Source organism: Variovorax guangxiensis (assembly GCF_003952165.1).
Classification (GTDB): domain Bacteria; phylum Pseudomonadota; class Gammaproteobacteria; order Burkholderiales; family Burkholderiaceae_C; genus Variovorax; species Variovorax guangxiensis.
On the sequence record NZ_RXFT01000004.1, the window covers coordinates 313,840 to 331,428 of the forward strand.

At 69.2% G+C, this 17,589-nt stretch carries 16 protein-coding genes; 3 read left to right on the forward strand and 13 right to left on the reverse strand.

What is annotated here, in order from left to right:
* Window positions 1-49: 49 nt before the first annotated feature.
* The 7 genes from EJP67_RS12320 to EJP67_RS12350 form a co-directional block, all read right to left on the reverse strand.
* Window positions 50-478 carry a hypothetical protein gene (locus tag EJP67_RS12320; RefSeq protein WP_126021993.1) on the reverse strand — a complete coding sequence of 143 codons (429 nt, stop codon included), beginning with the start codon at window positions 476-478 and terminating at the stop codon, window positions 50-52.
* A gap of 54 nt (window positions 479-532) precedes the next feature.
* Window positions 533-1,450, reverse strand: a complete 918-nt coding sequence (locus EJP67_RS12325; protein WP_126021994.1) for a bestrophin family protein — start codon at window positions 1,448-1,450, stop codon at window positions 533-535.
* A 35-nt stretch (window positions 1,451-1,485) separates the two neighbouring features.
* Window positions 1,486-2,109: a PAQR family membrane homeostasis protein TrhA gene (trhA, locus tag EJP67_RS12330; RefSeq protein WP_126021995.1), complete on the reverse strand. Its 624-nt coding sequence runs from the start codon at window positions 2,107-2,109 to the stop codon at window positions 1,486-1,488.
* A gap of 34 nt (window positions 2,110-2,143) precedes the next feature.
* On the reverse strand, window positions 2,144-3,598 hold the full coding sequence (locus EJP67_RS12335) for a glycerophosphodiester phosphodiesterase family protein (protein ID WP_126021996.1): 1,455 nt from the start codon (window positions 3,596-3,598) through the stop codon (window positions 2,144-2,146).
* Window positions 3,599-3,747: 149 nt separating this feature from the next.
* The gene (locus EJP67_RS12340; RefSeq protein WP_126021997.1) at window positions 3,748-4,518 is read right to left on the reverse strand and encodes a class I SAM-dependent methyltransferase; all 771 of its coding nucleotides are present in this window, start codon (window positions 4,516-4,518) and stop codon (window positions 3,748-3,750) included.
* A 26-nt stretch (window positions 4,519-4,544) separates the two neighbouring features.
* Window positions 4,545-6,299, reverse strand: a complete 1,755-nt coding sequence (locus tag EJP67_RS12345) for an IlvD/Edd family dehydratase (RefSeq protein ID WP_126021998.1) — start codon at window positions 6,297-6,299, stop codon at window positions 4,545-4,547.
* Window positions 6,300-6,333: 34 nt separating this feature from the next.
* Window positions 6,334-6,849: an O-acetyl-ADP-ribose deacetylase gene (locus tag EJP67_RS12350; RefSeq protein WP_126021999.1), complete on the reverse strand. Its 516-nt coding sequence runs from the start codon at window positions 6,847-6,849 to the stop codon at window positions 6,334-6,336.
* Between the two features lie 166 nt (window positions 6,850-7,015).
* On the opposite strand from EJP67_RS12350, the gene EJP67_RS12355 reads away from it, so the two are divergent.
* A complete protein-coding gene (locus EJP67_RS12355) occupies window positions 7,016-8,002 on the forward strand; it encodes a sialic acid TRAP transporter substrate-binding protein SiaP (RefSeq protein WP_126022000.1) in 987 nt (328 codons plus the stop codon).
* Window positions 8,003-8,006: 4 nt separating this feature from the next.
* Here EJP67_RS12355 and EJP67_RS12360 read toward each other — a convergent pair whose 3' ends face one another.
* From EJP67_RS12360 to EJP67_RS12370, 3 genes are all read right to left on the reverse strand, one after another.
* The gene (locus tag EJP67_RS12360) at window positions 8,007-9,425 is read right to left on the reverse strand and encodes a GTPase/DUF3482 domain-containing protein (RefSeq protein ID WP_126022001.1); all 1,419 of its coding nucleotides are present in this window, start codon (window positions 9,423-9,425) and stop codon (window positions 8,007-8,009) included.
* Complete coding sequence (locus EJP67_RS12365) at window positions 9,422-10,825, reverse strand: DUF2868 domain-containing protein (RefSeq protein WP_126022002.1); 1,404 nt, start codon at window positions 10,823-10,825, stop codon at window positions 9,422-9,424. The genes EJP67_RS12360 and EJP67_RS12365 overlap by 4 nt, the downstream gene beginning before the upstream one ends.
* A gap of 344 nt (window positions 10,826-11,169) precedes the next feature.
* Window positions 11,170-11,775 (reverse strand): TetR/AcrR family transcriptional regulator, encoded by a 606-nt coding sequence (locus tag EJP67_RS12370; protein ID WP_126022003.1) that lies wholly within the window; start codon window positions 11,773-11,775, stop codon window positions 11,170-11,172.
* A 70-nt stretch (window positions 11,776-11,845) separates the two neighbouring features.
* Here EJP67_RS12370 and EJP67_RS12375 point away from each other — a divergent pair, with 70 nt between their 5' ends.
* Entirely contained in the window at window positions 11,846-12,274 is a 429-nt protein-coding gene (locus EJP67_RS12375; protein WP_126022004.1) for a VOC family protein, read from the forward strand.
* A gap of 7 nt (window positions 12,275-12,281) precedes the next feature.
* On the opposite strand, the gene EJP67_RS12380 is transcribed toward EJP67_RS12375, so the two are convergent.
* Window positions 12,282-14,138 carry an ABC transporter ATP-binding protein gene (locus EJP67_RS12380; protein ID WP_206169489.1) on the reverse strand — a complete coding sequence of 619 codons (1,857 nt, stop codon included), beginning with the start codon at window positions 14,136-14,138 and terminating at the stop codon, window positions 12,282-12,284.
* Between the two features lie 71 nt (window positions 14,139-14,209).
* Entirely contained in the window at window positions 14,210-15,190 is a 981-nt protein-coding gene (locus tag EJP67_RS12385) for a LysR family transcriptional regulator (protein ID WP_420824265.1), read from the reverse strand.
* 69 nt (window positions 15,191-15,259) lie between these two features.
* Here EJP67_RS12385 and EJP67_RS12390 point away from each other — a divergent pair, with 69 nt between their 5' ends.
* On the forward strand, window positions 15,260-16,087 hold the full coding sequence (locus EJP67_RS12390; protein WP_126022006.1) for a DODA-type extradiol aromatic ring-opening family dioxygenase: 828 nt from the start codon (window positions 15,260-15,262) through the stop codon (window positions 16,085-16,087).
* A gap of 4 nt (window positions 16,088-16,091) precedes the next feature.
* Here the strand turns inward: EJP67_RS12390 and EJP67_RS12395 are convergent, their stop codons facing one another.
* Window positions 16,092-17,549, reverse strand: coding sequence for a glycosyltransferase family 2 protein (locus EJP67_RS12395; RefSeq protein ID WP_126022007.1), 1,458 nt, complete (start codon window positions 17,547-17,549; stop codon window positions 16,092-16,094).
* Window positions 17,550-17,589 lie beyond the last annotated feature (40 nt).

Consider the following 17,589-nt stretch of genomic DNA (forward strand, 5'->3'; position numbering starts at 1 on the left):
TCGTGATGAAAGGAGCCGGATTATCCGGCCCTCGACGCGATCCCGGGCGCTAGAGCTTCTTCCAGTTGAGGCCATCGGCCGAACGATAGGTGCCGCCGCTGGCGCAGCAGCCGCCCGCGCCGAAGGCGCGACGCCCGAGCTTCGCCGTGACCTGGCCCGCATCGAAGCTCAGCGACTGGCGCTCGCAGGCGGTAGGGAAGGGATACGGCTCGGGGGCGAGCACGCTCGTCCATTCGATCCGGCCCTGCGCGCCCTGCTGCACGCGAAGGACTTCGCAGTCGTGTACCACCAGATGAACCGGCTGGCCCGCGAGCGTGCCTTGGAACACCTGCTCGACAGGCGCGGTGCGGATGGCGATTTCTTCGGCGCCGGGTTGCGAAGCGGTGCCGGCGCGGTCGCAGCCCGCGAGGAGCGTGACCACGGCGCCCGCCACGATCGCGAGCATGGTGGGCAGTGGATGCCTGGGCCTTGTCAGCATGGGAAATTGCGTGTTCGAGGAATCGCAGACCGCCAGCGCCCGGCCGCTCGCTCCTCAGGTCTGTATGTATCCCGCTCGCCCGGCCATCGGAGACGGCACAGCCTGCGGCTCCCCCAGCATCTCGCGCACGGTCGACTCGATGGTGTGCGACATCGCATCCAGCGCAAGGTCGTTGGGCTGCGTGCCGAAGGGCTCCTCGATCTCCGCGCCCAGCGCCTCCAGAGCGAAGAAGGTATAGGCGATGAAGGCGACCACCACCGGCGTCATCGGGCCGATCGCGTCCACGAGCCCGAAGGGCAGCAGCACGCAGTACAGGTAGATGGTGCGGTGGATGATGATGGAGTAGGTGAACGGTATGGGCGTGCCCGCGATGCGCTCGCAGCCGCCCAGCGCTTCGGTCAGGCGGCCCAGCGGGTGCTCCATGGCCTGAGCGAGGGTAGGGTCCAGCCGGCCTTTCTGGCGCTGGTCGCGCAGCCATTCGCCCACCATCAGCAGCAGCATGGCGGGCTTGAAGCGCGCGGCACGCAGGCGCGCGCTGTCTTCCCCGGGCAGAAGCCGGGCGAGATCGGCAGAAGGATCGGTGCCTCTCAGCTGATGACGCAGCGCGTGGACGAAGGCGATGAGCCGCATCGCGGGTGTCGTCGCCTCCGAGGGCGCGTCCGCCAGCGTCAACGCCTGCCGCACCAGCGTGCGCGTTTCGTTGAGGAGCGTGCCCCACAGCGTGCGGGCCTCCCAGTAGCGCGAATAGCTCGTGCTGTTGCGAAAGCCCAGGAAGATGGCCAGCGTCAGGCCGATGAGCGAGAAGGGCACGAAGTTCAGCGGCACCTTCCACTGGAAGAGCCTGCCGTGCAGCACCGTCACCAGCACCGCGAAGGCGGTGGTCCACAGCAACTGGGGTGCGATGTCCGACAGGACCGAGCCGCGCCATACGAAGAGCATGCGCAGCCAGTGGGGGCGGGGTCGGACGATCATCGGCGGGGATTATCTCCGCGACGCCGCCGTGGGGACTACAGGACGAACCAGCCCACAGCCACGTAGTGGCTCGTCGTTCCCGCCAGCACGAACAGATGCCATGCCCCGTGGGCATGTTTGAAGCCCGACCGGTTGCGATAGAACACAGTGCCCGTCGTATAGAAGGCGCCGCCGACCAGCAGCCACACCAGTCCCGCCGTATCGAGTCGCGCGGCCAGCGGCACCGCGGCCAGAACCACCAGCCAGCCCAGGCCGATGTAGATCGGCAGCGACGGCTTCTTCGGCGCGCCGTTCTTCGCCGGAACCAGCTCGCGCCGGATGCCGAAGATCGCCGCGCCCCAGATCGTCGCCAGCAGCAGCAGGCCCCAGGGGCCCTGCATGGTGACCAGCGCGAAGGGCGTGTAGGTGCCGGCGATCAGCAGGAAGATTGCGCAGTGATCGGCGCGCTCCCACATGCGCTTGAGGCGCCCGCGCGTGCTGTGAAAGAGGGTGGAGGCGGCGTACAGCGCCACCGCCGAGAGGGAGAACACCAGCGCGCCGGCGATGCGCGCGGCGTCGCCGGTGGGCACTGTCTTGACGAGAAGCAGCGCCGTCGCAGGCAGAGCGAGCAGCAGGCCGAACAGATGGCTGTATCCGTTGAGGCGCTCTCCGGGGTACATCGTGTTCGCCGCCTGCTTTCGCTTTCGGCCTCGCTCAGCGGCCCGTTTCCTTCAGGTAGGTCTTGCGCGCGGCGAACGCGGTGTTCGCGAAATCCGAGAACACGCCGTCGATGCCCGCGCGGAAGAAGGCGAGGTACTCGGCCGTCGGGTCGCCCTTGTAGACGCCGGCCAGGTACTTGGCTTCGTTGCGGAAGGTGTAGCTGTGCACGAAGAGGCCGGCCTTGTGCGCGTCGGCGATCAGGCTGGTGGGCTTGATCGTGTTCACGTCGGCAAGGCCCTTGCCCGCGACGAAGGGCACGATGGTGTGGGCCATGACCTGCGGCTTCCACGGGCCGATGCCGTCGGCGTAGGTCTTGATCTCGGCAAGGCCGGCGGGCGTGAGCATTTCGCCGAACCACTTCGGGTTGCCTGCCAGCGTCCAGCTGTAGGGGCGGCCGTCGACGAAGGTGTAGACGTCGTTGGTGACGTAGATCATCTCGCCGGTCTGGTAGTCGACGTCGTTGCCGTCCACCAGCTGCACAGCGCGGGCCTTCATGCCGGCCGAGCGCAGGTACTTCAGGCTCTCGGGCTCGAAGCTCTGCACGAAGATCGGCGCGTCCTTGCGGTTGAGGTCGTTGAAATTCATGACCTTCAGGAGCGCGTCTTCCAGTGGATGGCTGCCCGCCGGGCCGCAGCCGTTGGCGATGGCCTGGGCGTTGTTCCAGATCGGGTTCTTGGTTTCCGGGTACACGGTGAGCGTGCGGCCGGTGGCGGCGCTCTTGGCCTTGGCGATGTCGATCAGCTCCTGGAAGCTGATGATCGGCAGCTTGCCGTTGAGGTCGGTGGGGCGCTGGTCCCTGGCGTCGTAGGTGGTGCCGCGGATCCACTGGCGCAGCTCGTCCATCGTGAAGTCGGTGATGGACCAGTCGTTGGTGTGGTCCTCGCCGTCGACGATCAGCGACTTGAGCACCGACTTCGGATCGTTCGGGGCCGTCAGGTCGCTCAGGTACTGGGCAGGGCCGTTGGCCGCGATGGGCGGGTACTTCACGTCCACGAGTACGCCGGGCACGGTGCGCTTGCGGCCTGCGACGGTGGCGTTGGTCTTGGCGACCTCGGCGATGTTGGTGTTGTCGCTCAGCCAGGGGTTGTGGCGCGCGACCAGTACGCAGTCCTTGGTGAGGTGCAGGTCGGTTTCGAGCGAGTCGGCGCCGGCGTCGGCGGCGGCTTCGTAGGCGGTCTTCGTTTCTTCCGGATACAGGCCCGGCAGGCCGCGGTGGCCGATGACCAGGGGCACGGAGCCATCGAGCGTGCCCAGCGGCGTGGGGGCGGGCGGAGCCGGCGTGGGGGCCGGGGCGGGAGCGGGCGCCGGCGGGAGCACCGGCAGGGAGATGCCACCGCCGCTGCCGCCGCCGCCGCATGCGGTCATCAGCAGGCTGCCGCCGACGAGCGTGATTGCTGCGATGGTTGCGAGAACGGGACGGGGCGCAGGCGCGGGAACGCTCTTTTTCATATGTGGTTTTCAGGTGTTGTTGAAGAAGAAACGAAAGCCGCCGGATGCTAGGTATGCCCCGTGACGGGACAGTGACCAGCGGGGGCCTCGAAACTCCATCTGAAACAGCCCGAAAACCAGCGCCGGATCAGCTCCGGCGCGGCTCCGGATCAGGGCCGCGTGCCCACCAGCACGGGCTGGAAGAAGGCACCGTCGACGCGCCGCACGTCCTTCAGCCCTGCCTCCTGCATGAGCTCGCACAGCCGCGTCGTCGAAATGGCGTAGTAGCGCGAGCGCATCACCCGCGTGCTCACCGCCTGTGTGGCGAGATCTTCGGTGACGAAGAAGAAGCCGAGGTCGTAGCGCTCGCCCTTGCCGCCGTCATCGAAGTCCCAGACCTGGAACAGCACGTGCCGCTTGCCGCTGTCCACTCGCGCGCCGTAGTGCTTAACGAGGTTGCTGCCGCGCTCTTCCTTCGCGTAGTCGCGCACGCTGACCACGCAGCCGCCGCCGGGGCGCAGGCAGGCCGTCATCTGGCGCAGGGCGGTCAGCAGGTCGGCGTCGGTCTGCAGGTGCGGCATCGAGTTGTCGCAGGAGATCACGATGTCGAAGCCGCCGCCGTGATGCGTGTGCGCCTCGCGCATGTCGCACACCGAGACGTCGATGTCTATGCCGCGCTGACGGGCCTCGTTCTGCGCGCGTTCGACCTCGTTGGCCGACAGGTCCGAAGCCGTCACCGCATGGCCGAGCGCCGCGAGGCCGAGCGCCTGCGTGCCGATGCCGCAAGACACGTCGAGCACCTTGCGGCTTGCCTCGCCGCACGGCCATTCGGCCTCGAAGAGCTGCGAGAGCTTTTCGCCCTGCACGCGGATGCTGTCGTTCCAGTCCGGATAGATCAGGTGATAGAGCGGGGCGAGTTCGTCGTAGAAGCGGTCGGTCATGCGCCCATTGTGCGGGCGCGCGCCGGCTAGCGCGGCACCTTGCCGGTGGTGTCCGGCGCGCGCAGGAAGTCGAAGTCCACGCCCTTGTCGGCCTGCGTCACGGTCTGCAGGAAGAGCTTTCTGTAGCCGCGCCCGGCGGTGGGCTCCACCACCGGCGATTCCTTTGCGCGCCTTGCCAGCTCTTCGTCGGTCACCAGCAGCGAGATCTCCCGATTCGCCACGCTGAGGCGGATGCGGTCGCCGCTGCGCACGTAGGCCAGCGGCCCGCCGATGGCCGACTCGGGTGTCACATGCAGCACGATGGTGCCGAAGGCGGTGCCGCTCATGCGGCCGTCGGAGATGCGCACCATGTCCTTCACGCCGGCGCGTGCGAGCTTGCGCGGAATCGGGAGGTAGCCCGCCTCCGGCATGCCCGGGGCGCCCTTGGGGCCGATGTTCTTGAGCACCAGCACGTCGTGAGGCGTCACGTCGAGTTCGTCGCTGTCGATGCGACGCGCCAGGTCTTCGGCGTTCTCGAAGACCACGGCGCGGCCTTCGTGCTCCATCAGCACCGGTTCGGCGGCCGACTGCTTGATGATCGCGCCGCCCGGCGCCAGGTTGCCCCACAGCACGGCGATGCCGCCCTGCGGGTAGATCGGCTGCGCCACCGGGCGAACCACGTCCTGCGCGAAGCCGGGGCCGGCGGCCTCGATCTCCTCGCCCAGCGTGCGGCCCGTGACCGTGAGCGCATCGAGGTGCAGCAGCGGTCTGAGCTCGCGCAGCAGCGTGGCCATGCCGCCCGCGGCGTGGAAGTCTTCCATGTAGTGCTGGCCCGAGGGCTTCAGGTCGAGCAGCACCGGCGTCTCGCGGCCCATGCGGTCGAGCGCGTGCAGGTCGATCTCCAGGCCCATGCGCCCGGCGATGGCCGCGAGGTGCACGATGCCGTTGGTCGAGCCGCCGATGGCCAGCAGCACGCGCATCGCGTTCTCGAAGGCGGCCGGCGTCAGCACCTTGTCGATGGTGAGGCGCTCGCGGGCGATCCGCACCGCCTGCGCGCCGGTCTGCTCGGCGATGCGGATGCGGTCGGCCGTCACGGCCGGCGGCGAGGCCCCGCCCGGCACTGTCATGCCCAGCGCCTCGGCGATGCAGGCCATGGTGCTGGCCGTGCCCATGACCGAGCAGGTGCCCACGCTCGCCACCAGCTGGTTGTTGACGTCGGCCGTTTCCTCCGCGTCGATCTCGCCCGTGCGGTAGCGGGCCCAGTAGCGGCGGCAGTCGGTGCAGGCGCCCACGCGCTCGCCGCGATGGCTGCCGGTGAGCATCGAGCCGGTGATGAGCTGGATGGCCGGCAGCCCGGCCGACGCCGCGCCCATGAGCTGCGCCGGCACGGTCTTGTCGCAGCCGCCGATGAGCACCACCGCGTCCATGGGCTGCGCGCGCACCATCTCCTCGGTGTCCATGGCCATCAGGTTGCGCAGGTACATGCTGGTCGGCGCGGCGAAGCTCTCGTGCACCGAGATGGTCGGAAACTCCATCGGCAGCCCGCCCGCGAGCATCACGCCGCGCTTCACCGCCTCGATGAGCTGCGGCGCGTTGCCGTGGCAGGGGTTGTAGGCGCTGCCGGTGCTGGCGATGCCGATCACCGGACGGTCGAGCGCGGCATCGGTATAGCCCGCGCCCTTGATGAAGGCCTTGCGCAGGAAGAGCGAGAAGCCGCGGTCGCCGTAGCTGGTGAGGCCCTTGCGCATGCCGGCGTTGGCGTTGCCGTCGTTGTCGTCGGGCTCGAACTTGGATTCGGTCATGGGTGTGGGGGGGTCTTCAGGGGCCTATGCGGCATCAGTCCAGCACGGCTTCATAGATGGCAAGGTCTCCGGCGGAGAAGCAGCAGAAGACGACTTCCTCTACCGGCGACGCGGCATCCGCCAGTGCCTCCCGCACCGTGCTCACCGCCAGCCTTGCCGCCGGCTCCACGGGGTAGCCGTAGATGCCGGTGCTGATGCCGGGAAAGGCGATGCCGCGAACGCCGTGCGCCGCCGCGAGCGCCATCGAACGCTGGTAGCACGAGGCCAGCAGCTCCGGCTCGCCCGAGTCGCCGCCGCGCCACACCGGACCGACCGTATGGATGATGAAGCGCGCATGCAGCCGGTAGCCCTTGGTGAGCTTGGCGTCGCCCGTCTTGCAGCCGCCCAGCAGCCGGCATTCGTGCACCAGCTCGGGCCCGGCCGCGCGGTGGATCGCTCCATCCACGCCGCCGCCGCCCAGCAGCGAGGAGTTGGCGGCGTTGACGATGGCGTCCACCCGCAGGGTCGTGATGTCGGCGCGGATGGCGCGCAGAGTGGTCGTAGGGGTCATGTGCCAAGGCATCGTAGGCGCGCTGGCCGGAGTCGGGCAAACCCGATTACGAAAAAGGTTTCAAATACTTACGATTCCAGCGCCGGACGCATTCGCCCGGCACCCGTCGCCGCGTGGCTTCGATCTTGCATGGGGTGCGGGCTGTTCTCAACCCGAGGGAGAGTCGATGAAAAGCTTGTTGCCGTGGCGCCGCGCCGGTGTTTTTCTTTGCCTGGCGTTCGCGGGCGCGGTGGCTGCCCATGCGCAGGCGCTGCAGTTCAAGTGGGGCCACGTCTACGAGCCCACGAGCATCTTCCACCAGCAGGCCGAGTTGGCGGCGCGCAAGATCGCCGAGCAGTCCGAAGGCAAGATCAGGATCGAGGTGGTGCCTTCTTCCAAATTGGGACAGGAGGGCGACTATCCGCTGATGCTGGCCAACGACTCGATGCAGATCGCCTACGTCGGGCAGGCCACGCTGGCCGAGGGCTATCCGCCGCTGAGCCTGGGGAGCTACCCCTTCGCCTTCAAGGACCTCGACCACATGCGCAAGTACCTGGCGAGCCCGCTGCTGGCCGAGCTGATGAAGGGCTACAACGAGAAGAGCGGCAACCGCATGGTCGCCTCCGTCTACTACGGCGCGCGCCAGGTCACATCGGCGAAGCCGCTGGCCAGGCCGGAGGACTTCCGCGACCTGCGCCTGTACGTGCCCGCCGCCGCGGCCTACCAGCTCTTCGCCACCGCGGTCGATGCCAAGCCGGTGACGCTGCCCTTCATGAGCCTGTACGGCGCGCTCAAGAAGAGCGAGGTGGAGGCGCAGGAAAACCCGCTGGACATCGTCAAGTCGAAGAAGCTCTACGAAGTGCAGAAGTACGTGCTGCTGACCGCGCATGTCTACGACACGCTGGGCATCGTCATCGGCAAGGCCGCGTGGGGCAAGCTGACTCCGCAGCAGCAGGCGATGGTCGAGAAGGTGCTGGTGGAAACAGCCAAGTGGACCAACGTCGGCGTGATCGCCGGGGAGCTGGAAGACGAGAAGTTCCTGCGCGACAAGGGCATGACCGTGTCGCCGGCCAACCGGCAGCTGTTCCAGGAGCGGGTCGTCAGGCGCTCGACGCCAGAGCAGCTGGGCGCGCGGCCGGGCGACTATGCGCGGCTGCAGGCGCTGGTGAACTAGGGCGCTAGGGCGTTTCGACGAAGGCGCGTTGCAGCGCAATCGACAGCTCCGCCACCAAGGCCTCGCGCTGGGGTGACGGGCGCCAGAAGCTGCGGGACGCGATGCCACTGGATTCCCATTCGGGATGGTTGCGCGCCGGCTGCGCGCCACGAACCGCGGCCGCCGCGGCGCGCGTGGGCGCATCGCCGTCCTCTGGCGATTCGGTGGCGATGCGCTGCGTGGCCGCATGGCCGCGCAGTTCCAGCGCCTGCGTGAGCTTCAGCTGCCACGCGGCCAGCGTGAACAGCACGCCGTCTTCCACGGTGAGCTCGTGCACGTCGCGCAGCTTGTTGGCCAGCTTGCGCCCGAGCGGCCCCAGGCCCTGCGACACAGCGCCGCCGATGGCGCCGCCGAGTGCCGCGCCCGCGCCCAGCGAGATGCCGGCCACGGCCAGGTCGGCCACAACGCCCACCGCCGCGCCGATGACGGCGCCCTTGCCCAGGCGCAGGCCGGCGTCTTTCATGGCCTCGGGGCTGAAGAAGTCGAGCGTCCAGCGGCCTTCGATGATCGGCAGCGGCGCCTCGTCGGCATCGCCCTGGCGAAAACCGTAGAGCGCGAGCAGGTCGTCGGTGCAGCGCTGGGCCTTGTCGAACACGTCCTTCTGCAGCGCGGCGACCAGGGCCTTGCGGCGCGCATCGTCGGCGAACTCGGTGGACGACACCGTGCGGCGCACCGCCGCGGCATCGACCAGCAGGCTTGCGATGCGCGAGCACGCCGATCCGCGCCGGCGCGCGGCCTCGGCGGCCAGCGAATCGACCACGCCGCGCAGCAGCTCGCGCCGGTCGCGCAGCAGCGTGGCGAGGTCGCCGTACAGGTCCTGCTCGGCGCCGACGAAGGGCGCCGCCGCATCGAAGCGCACCTGCACGTGCAGGCCGTAGGCCGAGAGCAGCTCCTTCCACGCCGGCTCGCGGCTGGCTGCGTCGCGCACGAAGTTGAGCACCGGCAGCACCGGGCGCGCGCAGGAGTTGAGCAGTTCGATCTCGTCGCGGAACTTGGGCAGCACCGGCTCGCGCACGTCGATGACCAGGAAGGCGGCGTCGATCTCGAGCATGGTGCGCAGCACCTTGGCCTCCTGCTCGAACACGCCGAGCGCCTCGGGCCCGCGCAGGAACTGGCGGATGCGCTCCGGTGGCGTCGCCTGCGCGTCGAAGCCGGCGGCAAGGTGCTCGCGCAGCGCGACGGCGTCTTCCAGCCCCGGCGTGTCGAAGAAGCGCACGGCGGCCTCGCCGTTCACGTCGAGATCTATCGATTCGACATGGCGCGTGGTGCCGGGGCGTTGCGACACCTCGCCGAAATCGACGCGCCGCGTGAGCGTGCGCAGCAACGAGGTCTTGCCGGCGTTGGTGTGGCCGACCACAGCGATGCGGATGGCTTGCTGCGTCATGGGGCGATGGCGCTTTCGGGCAGGGCGGCTTCGAGGCGTTCGCTGGCGGCGACGCGTTCCAGGCCAGTGTCGCGCAGCCAGTCGAGCCAGCGCTGCGTGGCGTTGGCATCGGGCGAGTCGGCCAGCCACAGGCGGCATTCGCCGCAATGCGCCAGCACCTCGCGCAGGAAGCGCTCGGTGCCGCGGTCGGGGCTGGAGGCGGCGTGGCAGACCATCAGCATCGTGCGTGGATGGACCCGGGCCAGCTGGTCGAGCAGGGCGCGGCGTGCGGGGGCGCTGCCGTCGATGCGCTGAGCCTGCGCTGCAATGGCCGCGGGCAGCGCGGCTGGCGGCCAGGGCATGTCGGGCGGCAGCTCGAAGCCGAGCACGAAGATGGCGTCTTGCAGTTCCGATGCAGGCAGGCTCGAAGGCGTGGCGCCGCGCAGGCGGCCCGGGTCGGCATCGACGATGGCTGCCGGCGCCATCGCGGCGAAGCGGGCCAGCAGCTTGCGGTAGTAGGGTTCGTGCCAGTCGGGCTGCAGCGCCTTGCGGCGGCTGCGCAGGACGCCTGCGCTCAGCAGCGCCAGCGCAAGGCGTGGCAGCAGTCCGTAGACCGCGATGCAGCCGGTGAGCCACAGCGCCCAGGTGCGTTGCCCGCCTGCGCTTGCGGCGCCAGGGGCGGCCATCACCGTGGCGGCATCGGGCACCGGAAAGCCCAGCTTCGCCGGCAGCCACCCCAGTGCCTGCACGGCACGCACGAAGAATTCCGGCTCGAGGATCGTCGTTTCCCAGCTCAGCGTGTAGCTGCGAAACGCGAGCGCGAACAGCATCGCTGCCAGCACGACCGCGAACGACAGCGACCAGATGCCGTGGCTCACGAGCCCGAAGGCCCAAGGCAGAAGCTTCGCGCGAGACAGCAGCCCCGTGGCCGCGCGCACCAGCACCGGCGCCTGCCCGCGCTTGCCGCCGGCCACGCGCGCAGTGAGCGACAGCCAGATCCAGCCCAGCGAGGCGGTGTTGAAGGAGCCGATCGGCAGCCACAGCCCGACGAGCCACAGCAGCAGCGTCAGCGCATGCAGCCCCAGCAGGCTCGCGAGCGCGACGATCACGTTGATGTGGCGCTCCCCGCCGCCGACCACGTTGCCCGCGAGTCCAAGGCCAGCCACGACGATGAGCGCCGCGAGCCCGAGCAGCACCCAGGGCGCCCATTGCCGGGCACGCGCGAGTTCAGGCTGCAGGCCGATGCGCTCGCCGAGCAGCAGCGCGCGCTCGGTGACCTGGCGGTGGGAATCCGCTGCGCGGGAGGCCGCGGTGCGCAGGGCCTGCGCGTCGTCGAGCGGACCGTTCTGCTCGGTCCATCGGATCGCCTCGGTGATCACCGCGTCTGTAAAGGCGGGTTCGCGCAGCGCGGTGTTGGTCAACAGGGTCCCTTCGCAGCCAGTCTGTATCTGTAGCAGTCATCGAGGCCCGGCGCAGGGCGAGGCCGCGCAAATTATGCCCGGCGCTTTCCGGCCGGCCACGACGAAGAACGGGGCCGCGAGCGGCCCCGTTTCACGGGATGAGCGGGGGGGATCAGCGAAGGCCGAAGAACGAAAGCACGGCAACGACCACCACGACCAGACCGACGATGTAGATGATGGAATTCACGCGAGGACTCCTCTGTGTTGAAGATGAATCCAGCATCGCGCGGGCATCGCGGCCCGACTGTCGGCAGGGGGCGGCGCGTGCTGTAGGCGGGTGTGAAGCGCCGGGCCGGAGGGGGCTGTCAGCGTTTACGAGCGGGGCCCAGCGCGCGCTCCAGCAGCCACAGCATCGCCGTGCGGGTCTCTTCCACATCGGCGCCCGCGTCGATGGCCAGCGCGGCGCGGTCGAAGGCGGCCGAGAGCAGCGGGGTGAGGGCGTCCAGCGAAACCTCGTCCTTGCCCACGCCGGCACGCACGAGGCCCTCGCGCAGCGAAGCGGCCGAGGTGGTGTCGTCCAGCGCCATGATTTCTTCCATGCCGAGCACAGCGGGCCCGTCGATCAGCAGCAGCCGCGTGCGGCCCGGCGCCGTCATCGCGTTCAGGTAGGCCTTGCTGCCTTCCAGCAGCGCCTCGCGCGGCGAGAGCTGCTCGGGCGCGGCGGCCTCGATGTCGGCCGCGACAGCCTGGCTTTCGCGCTGCAGCACCTGGCGGAACAGGTCGCGCTTGTCGGCGAAGTGGTGGTACAGCGCGCCGCGCGTGATGCCCGCGGCCACCGCGATCTCGGGCGTGGAGGTGTCGCCGTAGCCCTTGCCGACGAAGAGGGCACGCGCCGCGTCCAGCAGCGCGAGGCGGGTCGTTTCGGTGCGCTCGCGGTTGGTTATGACCGTCGCCGATGTGGTCTTGCTCATTTACATACAGCCTGTCTGTAAGTTATATTCAATTTACATGCAGCCTGTATGTTAAGTGAAAGGACCCACCGTGAAAGTGACGAGCTACTACCCCGTTCTCATGACCAACGACGTTGCCGGAACGGCGGACTTCTACAAGACGCACTTCGGCTTCACGCCGCTCTTCACGAGCGACTGGTACGTGCACCTGCAGCTGGCTGACGAGCCCTCGGTGAACCTGGCCGTGCTCGACGGCCGGCACGAGACCGTCCCGGCCGCGGCGCGCGGTCAGGTGGCGGGCGGCACGCTGCTGAACTTCGAGGTGGACGACCCCGATGCGGTGCACGACCGGCTGAAGGCCGCCGGCCTGCCGATCCTGCTGCCGCTGCGCGACGAGGCCTTCGGCCAGCGCCACTTCATCACGCGCGATCCGAACGGGGTGCTGATCGACATCATCAAGCCGATCCCGCCGTCGGGCGAATTCGTGGCGCAGTACGAGGCGGGCGCCCTCCCGACCTGAAGGCCGGTCAGGCGCGCAGCGCTTCGTCTTCTTCCAGGCTGTCGCCCAGGAAGCCGCCGCTCTGGTGCGCCCACAGCCGCGCGTACAGCCCGCCCTGGGCCATCAGCGTGCGGTGGTCGCCTTCTTCCACCACGCGGCCTTCGTCGAGCACGATGAGCCGGTCCATCGCGGCGATGGTCGAGAGCCGGTGGGCGATGGCGATCACGGTCTTGCCTTCCATCAGCGTGTAGAGGCTCTGCTGGATGGCGGCTTCCACCTCGGAGTCGAGCGCGCTGGTGGCTTCGTCGAGCAGCAGGATCGGCGCGTCCTTCAGCATCACGCGCGCGATGGCCACGCGCTGGCGCTGGCCGCCCGAGAGCTTCACGCCGCGCTCGCCCACGTGGGCCTCGTAGCCGCGCCGGCCTGTGGCGTCGCCCAGCGTCTGGATGAAGTCGTGCGCCTCGGCGCGTTTGGCTGCCGCCTCGATCTGCTCCTTCGTCGCGTCGGGCCGGCCGTAGGCGACGTTGTCGGCCACCGAGCGGTGCATCAGCGAGGTGTCCTGCGTCACCATGCCGATATGGCCGCGCAGCGAGTCCTGAGTGACGTGCGCTATATCTTGTCCGTCGATGAGGATACGGCCGCTTTCCAGGTCGTGGAAGCGCAGCAGCAGGTTCACCAGCGTCGACTTGCCCGCGCCCGAGCGGCCGACCAGGCCGATCTTCTCGCCGGGCTTCACGGTCAGCGTGAGGTCGTCGATCACGCGGCGGCCCGCGTCGCCGTAGCGGAAGCTCGCATGCTCGAAGCGCACTTCGCCGCGCGGCACTTCGAGCGCCCGGGCATCGGCCGCGTCGAGCACGGTGCGCGGGCGCGAGAGCGTCTTCATGCCGTCCTGCACCGTGCCGATGTTCTCGAACAGGCTGGTCATCTCCCACATGATCCAGTGCGACATGCCCTGCAGCCGCAGCGCCATCGCGGTGGCCGCCGCCACGGCGCCGATGCCGACCGCGCCGTGCGACCACAGCCACAGTGCCACGCCCGCCATGCCGGCCGTGAGGCCCATGCTCAGGGTGTGATTGACGATCTCGAAGGCGCTCACCAGGCGCATCTGGCCGTAGCCCGTCTTCATGAACTCGCGCATCGCGTCGCGCGCGAAGCCGGCCTCGCGCTGCGTGTGCGAGAACAGCTTGACGGTCGCGATGTTGGTGTAGGCGTCGGTCACCCGGCCGGTCATCAGCGCGCGGGCGTCGGCCTGCTCCTTGCCGACCTTGCCCAGGCGCGGCACGAAGTACACCAGCGAACCGATGTAAAGAGCCAGCCAGATCAGGAAGGGCCAGACCAGCTGTGCGTCGAGCACGCCCACAAGAATGATCATGGTGGCCACGTACACGCCCATGGCCACCAGCACGTCGGCCAGCACGAACACCGTGTCGCGCACCGCCAGCGCGGTCTGCATGACCTTGGCCGTGATGCGGCCGGCGAACTCGTCCTGGTAGAAGGCCATGCTCTGGCCCAGCATCAGCCGGTGGAAGTTCCAGCGCAGGCGCATCGGCAGGTTCACCGCGAGCGTCTGGTGCTTCACGATGGTCTGCAGCGCCACCACCACGATGCTGATGACGAGGAAGGCCGCCAGCCACATGAGCGTGCCGCCGCGCTCCTGCCACAGGCGCGAGGGCTCCTGGCCCGCGAGCCAGTCGACGATGCGCCCGAGGATCGCGAACAGCGCTGCCTCGAAGATCGACATGGCGGCGGTGAGCACAGCCATCACCGCGATCTTGCCGCGCACGCCGTGCGTGCAGGCCCAGAGAAAGGCGAAGAAGCCCTGCGGCGGCATCGCGGGCTCGGCGGCAGGGTAGGGGTGAAGGAGTTTTTCGAAGAAGCGGAACAAGAGCGAGGTCTCCCGGAGAGCTCAGGACTTTAGCCGTGCATGCATGACCTTGCCCCGAAAAGGTGCGTTCTTCAGGAAGCGTTCAGCGTGCCGCGCGGCTTGCCCTGGCTCGCCGCAGGCGGGCCCAGCCGCTCGCCCAGGAAGTCGATGAAAGTACGCAGTTTGGGCGCCATGTACTGCCGGCTCGTGTAGACCGCGAAGAGCGTCACGGGCGTGGCCTCGAAGTCCGGCAGCAGCCGCAGCAGCCGGCCCTGCGCGATGTCGTCGTCGATCAGCCAGGTGGGCATGTAGGCGATGCCCATGTCCGCGCGCACCGCGTGCAGCGTGAGCGTGGTGTCGTCCGAGCGCATGGCCGGCACCAGACGCAGCGGAAACATTCGCCCGCCCGGGCCCTTGAGCGCAAGGTTGTCCAGGTTCACGTAGCTCGGCACGATGGCGCCCAGCTTCGCGAGGTCGGCCGGCACGGCGGGCACGCCGCCCATGCGCTCCAGGTAGGCGGGCGTGCCGGCGAGGAAGAAGGGCACCCGGCACAGCGGCCGGGCGATCAGCGCGGGCGAGGGCTCCTGCGTGGCGCGCAGCGCGAGGTCGTAGCCGTCGGCCGCGAGGTCGACCTTGCGGTTCTCCAGGTGCATGTCGACCAGCACTTCCGGGTACTTCTCGCGGTAGTCGGCCAGCACCCGGGCGAAGCGCGGCGTGGCGCACCACACGGGCGCGCTCACCTTGAGCTGGCCGCGCGGCACGTCGCTGGTCTGGCCGATGGCGGCCTCGGCCTCGTCGAGCAGATCGAGCGCGCGGCGGCTCTGCTCGTACCAGGCGGTGCCGGCCTCGGTCAGGCTCAGGTGCCGGCTGGAGCGGTGCAGCAGCCGTGCGCCCAGCGACTTCTCCAACTGCGCCACGTGCTTGCTCGCCATCGGCGCAGACATGCCCAGTCGCCCGGCCGCCGCCACGAAGCTGCCCGCTTCCACGACTTCGCGGAACACCCGCAGGCTGGTCATCCGGTCCATGTGCGCATCCTTGTCGAAGATTTCCTGGCAGGAACTGATCCGATGCATCGTAGCCTGTCGATTTCCTTGGAGGAAATGTCTACAGTCGATCCAACGCTTTCATCGAGGAGCATCGACTTGACCCACGACAACACTTCCGCTTCGCCCCGACTGCCCACGTATTTCATCTCGCACGGCGGCGGCCCCTGGCCGTGGATGAAGAAGGAGATGGGCTCGACCTACGACCGGCTCGAAGCCTCGCTGGCCGACATGCCCCGCCAGATCGGCCGCACCCCCGCCGCCATCCTGATGGTGTCGGCCCACTGGGAGGCGCCCGCCTTCACCGTGCAGGGCAACGCCAGGCCGCCGATGATCTACGACTACGGCGGCTTCCCCCCGCATACCTACGAGGTGCACTACGACTCGCCCGGCTCGCCCGAGCTGGCGCAACGCGTGCAGTCGCTCATCGCCGCCGCCGGCCTGCCGGTGCAGATCGACCCGCAGCGCGGCTACGACCACGGCATGTTCTCGCCGATGGCCGCCATCTACCCCAAGGCCGACGTTCCGGTGGTGCAGCTGTCGCTGCGCCGAGGGCTCGACCCCGCCGAGCACCTCGCGCTGGGCCGCGCGATCGCCCCGCTGCGCGACGAGAAGGTGCTGATCGTCGGCAGCGGGCTGAGCTATCACAACCTGCGCAACTTCGGGCCGCAGGCGCACGGAGTGTCGAAGGCTTTCGATGACTGGCTCGACGCTGCCGTGGTGAAGAGCACGGCCGGCGAGCGCAGCGCGCAACTGCTGCAGTGGGATTCAGCCCCGGCGGCGCGCATGGCGCATCCGCGCGAGGAGCATCTGATTCCGCTGATGGTGGCCGTTGGCGCGGCAGAAGGCGAAGCCGGCGAACGCGTCTATCACGAGGACGCGTTCATGGGCGGGCTCGTGGTGTCGAGCTTCCGGTTCGGCGGCTGAAGCTTCAGCCGCGCCGAACGCCATCGGCATCGACCAGCCCCACCCGCGTCTGCCGGCCCCAGGTGCCGCGCCCCGTCAGGAACATCCACCAGCCCCATGCCGCACCCGTGTGCCGCAGGATCTGGAAGGTGAAGGGCTCGACCAGCGCGGCTGCGAAGGCCTGCACGAAGTTGGCTTCGCTGCCGTTGCCGACCCAGCGCCGGTACAGGTGCACCGACCACAGGTGGAAGACGAGGTCGAGCACGATCTTCGCGCCGATCACGCCGGCCACCGGCGCCAGCACCCCGAGGTTGCCGCGCGCCAGGTACACCAGCAGCAGGCCGAAGGCGGCCAAGCCATAGAGCGGCTGCAGCGTGTCGACGGCCTTCACCGGCAGCATCGCGACGCCGAGCCAGCCGTAGCGCCGGTCGCCGACCATCGCGCGGTACCAGAACTGCGTCTGCAGGAAGCCGCCGAACCAGCGGCGGCGCTGGCGCAGGAAGGCGCCGGTGCTGCTCGGCGCGTCGGTGTGCGCCTGCGCGTCGCCGAGCACGCGCACGGTCCACGGCAGGCCGTGGGCCTGGGCGTGGCGGTGCAGGCGGTGGATGAGTTCGTAGTCTTCGACGAGGCAGTCGGTGTCGAAGCCGCCCACCGCACGCACGGCCTCGGTGCGAAAGCCCGCGAAGGCGCCCGAGATCAGCAGCAGGCCGTTGACGCGCATCCATGCGTAGCGCGAGAGGAAGTTGCGGATGTACTCGTAGGTCTGGAACCACTGAAAGCAGCGGCCGGCCAGCGTGCGGCTGCACACGGGCGTGATGACGCCGGTGGCGGCGACCAGTTCCGGCTCCTCCGAGAAGGCGCGGCGCACGGCGCCGATGGCGCGGCCGTCGAGCAGGGTGTCGCCGTCGACCGTGAGCACGATGTCGGTGTCGATGCGCAGGATGCCCGCGTTCAGCGCCACCGCCTTGCCGCCGTGCGGCAGCCGCAGCCAGCGCAGCGACGGATGCAACGTGCTGGGCGCGCTCAGCTCGCCGGGCTCGGGAGCGACGAGTCCGTAGCGCGTGGTGAGCAGCTCGGCCGTGCCGTCGCTCGAGCCGTCGTCCGCGATCACGATGCGCTCGGGCAGGTCGGTCTGGCCGAGCAGGGCGGCCAGCGTCACCGGCAGCACGGCGGCCTCGTTGTGCGAGGCGACGATCACGCCCAGGGTGTTGCGCCGGGCGGCCGCAGCGGGTGAAGGCGCCGGCCGGGGCCGCAGGATCGGCAGCGTCATCCACGCGACGAACAGCAGCAGCACCGTGTCGTAGAGCACGTAGGCCACGCCCACGGACCACGCCCCGACATCGACCGCCTTGAACGCCATGGCGAAAAGCAGCGCCCACAGCACGAGCACGCTCCCGTGGATGAGCCAGCTGCGCAGCGGCGTGGCGGGGGGAGACAGGCGCGGCGACGCGGCCAGGAAGGCGCTTTGCAGAGGATCGTTCAAGGGAAGTGGGCCCGGGCGGCTGTCGATCGGTCGGAGGTTG

Coding starts and splice junctions, on each gene's coding strand:
- EJP67_RS12320 (WP_126021993.1), bottom strand. CDS start 478: ATGCTGACAAGGCCCAGGCATCCACTGCCCACCATGCTCGCGATCGTG.
- EJP67_RS12325 (WP_126021994.1), bottom strand. CDS start 1,450: ATGATCGTCCGACCCCGCCCCCACTGGCTGCGCATGCTCTTCGTATGG.
- trhA (WP_126021995.1), bottom strand. CDS start 2,109: ATGTACCCCGGAGAGCGCCTCAACGGATACAGCCATCTGTTCGGCCTG.
- EJP67_RS12335 (WP_126021996.1), bottom strand. CDS start 3,598: ATGAAAAAGAGCGTTCCCGCGCCTGCGCCCCGTCCCGTTCTCGCAACC.
- EJP67_RS12340 (WP_126021997.1), bottom strand. CDS start 4,518: ATGACCGACCGCTTCTACGACGAACTCGCCCCGCTCTATCACCTGATC.
- EJP67_RS12345 (WP_126021998.1), bottom strand. CDS start 6,299: ATGACCGAATCCAAGTTCGAGCCCGACGACAACGACGGCAACGCCAAC.
- EJP67_RS12350 (WP_126021999.1), bottom strand. CDS start 6,849: ATGACCCCTACGACCACTCTGCGCGCCATCCGCGCCGACATCACGACC.
- EJP67_RS12355 (WP_126022000.1), top strand. CDS start 7,016: ATGAAAAGCTTGTTGCCGTGGCGCCGCGCCGGTGTTTTTCTTTGCCTG.
- EJP67_RS12360 (WP_126022001.1), bottom strand. CDS start 9,425: ATGACGCAGCAAGCCATCCGCATCGCTGTGGTCGGCCACACCAACGCC.
- EJP67_RS12370 (WP_126022003.1), bottom strand. CDS start 11,775: ATGAGCAAGACCACATCGGCGACGGTCATAACCAACCGCGAGCGCACC.
- EJP67_RS12385 (WP_420824265.1), bottom strand. CDS start 15,190: ATGCATCGGATCAGTTCCTGCCAGGAAATCTTCGACAAGGATGCGCAC.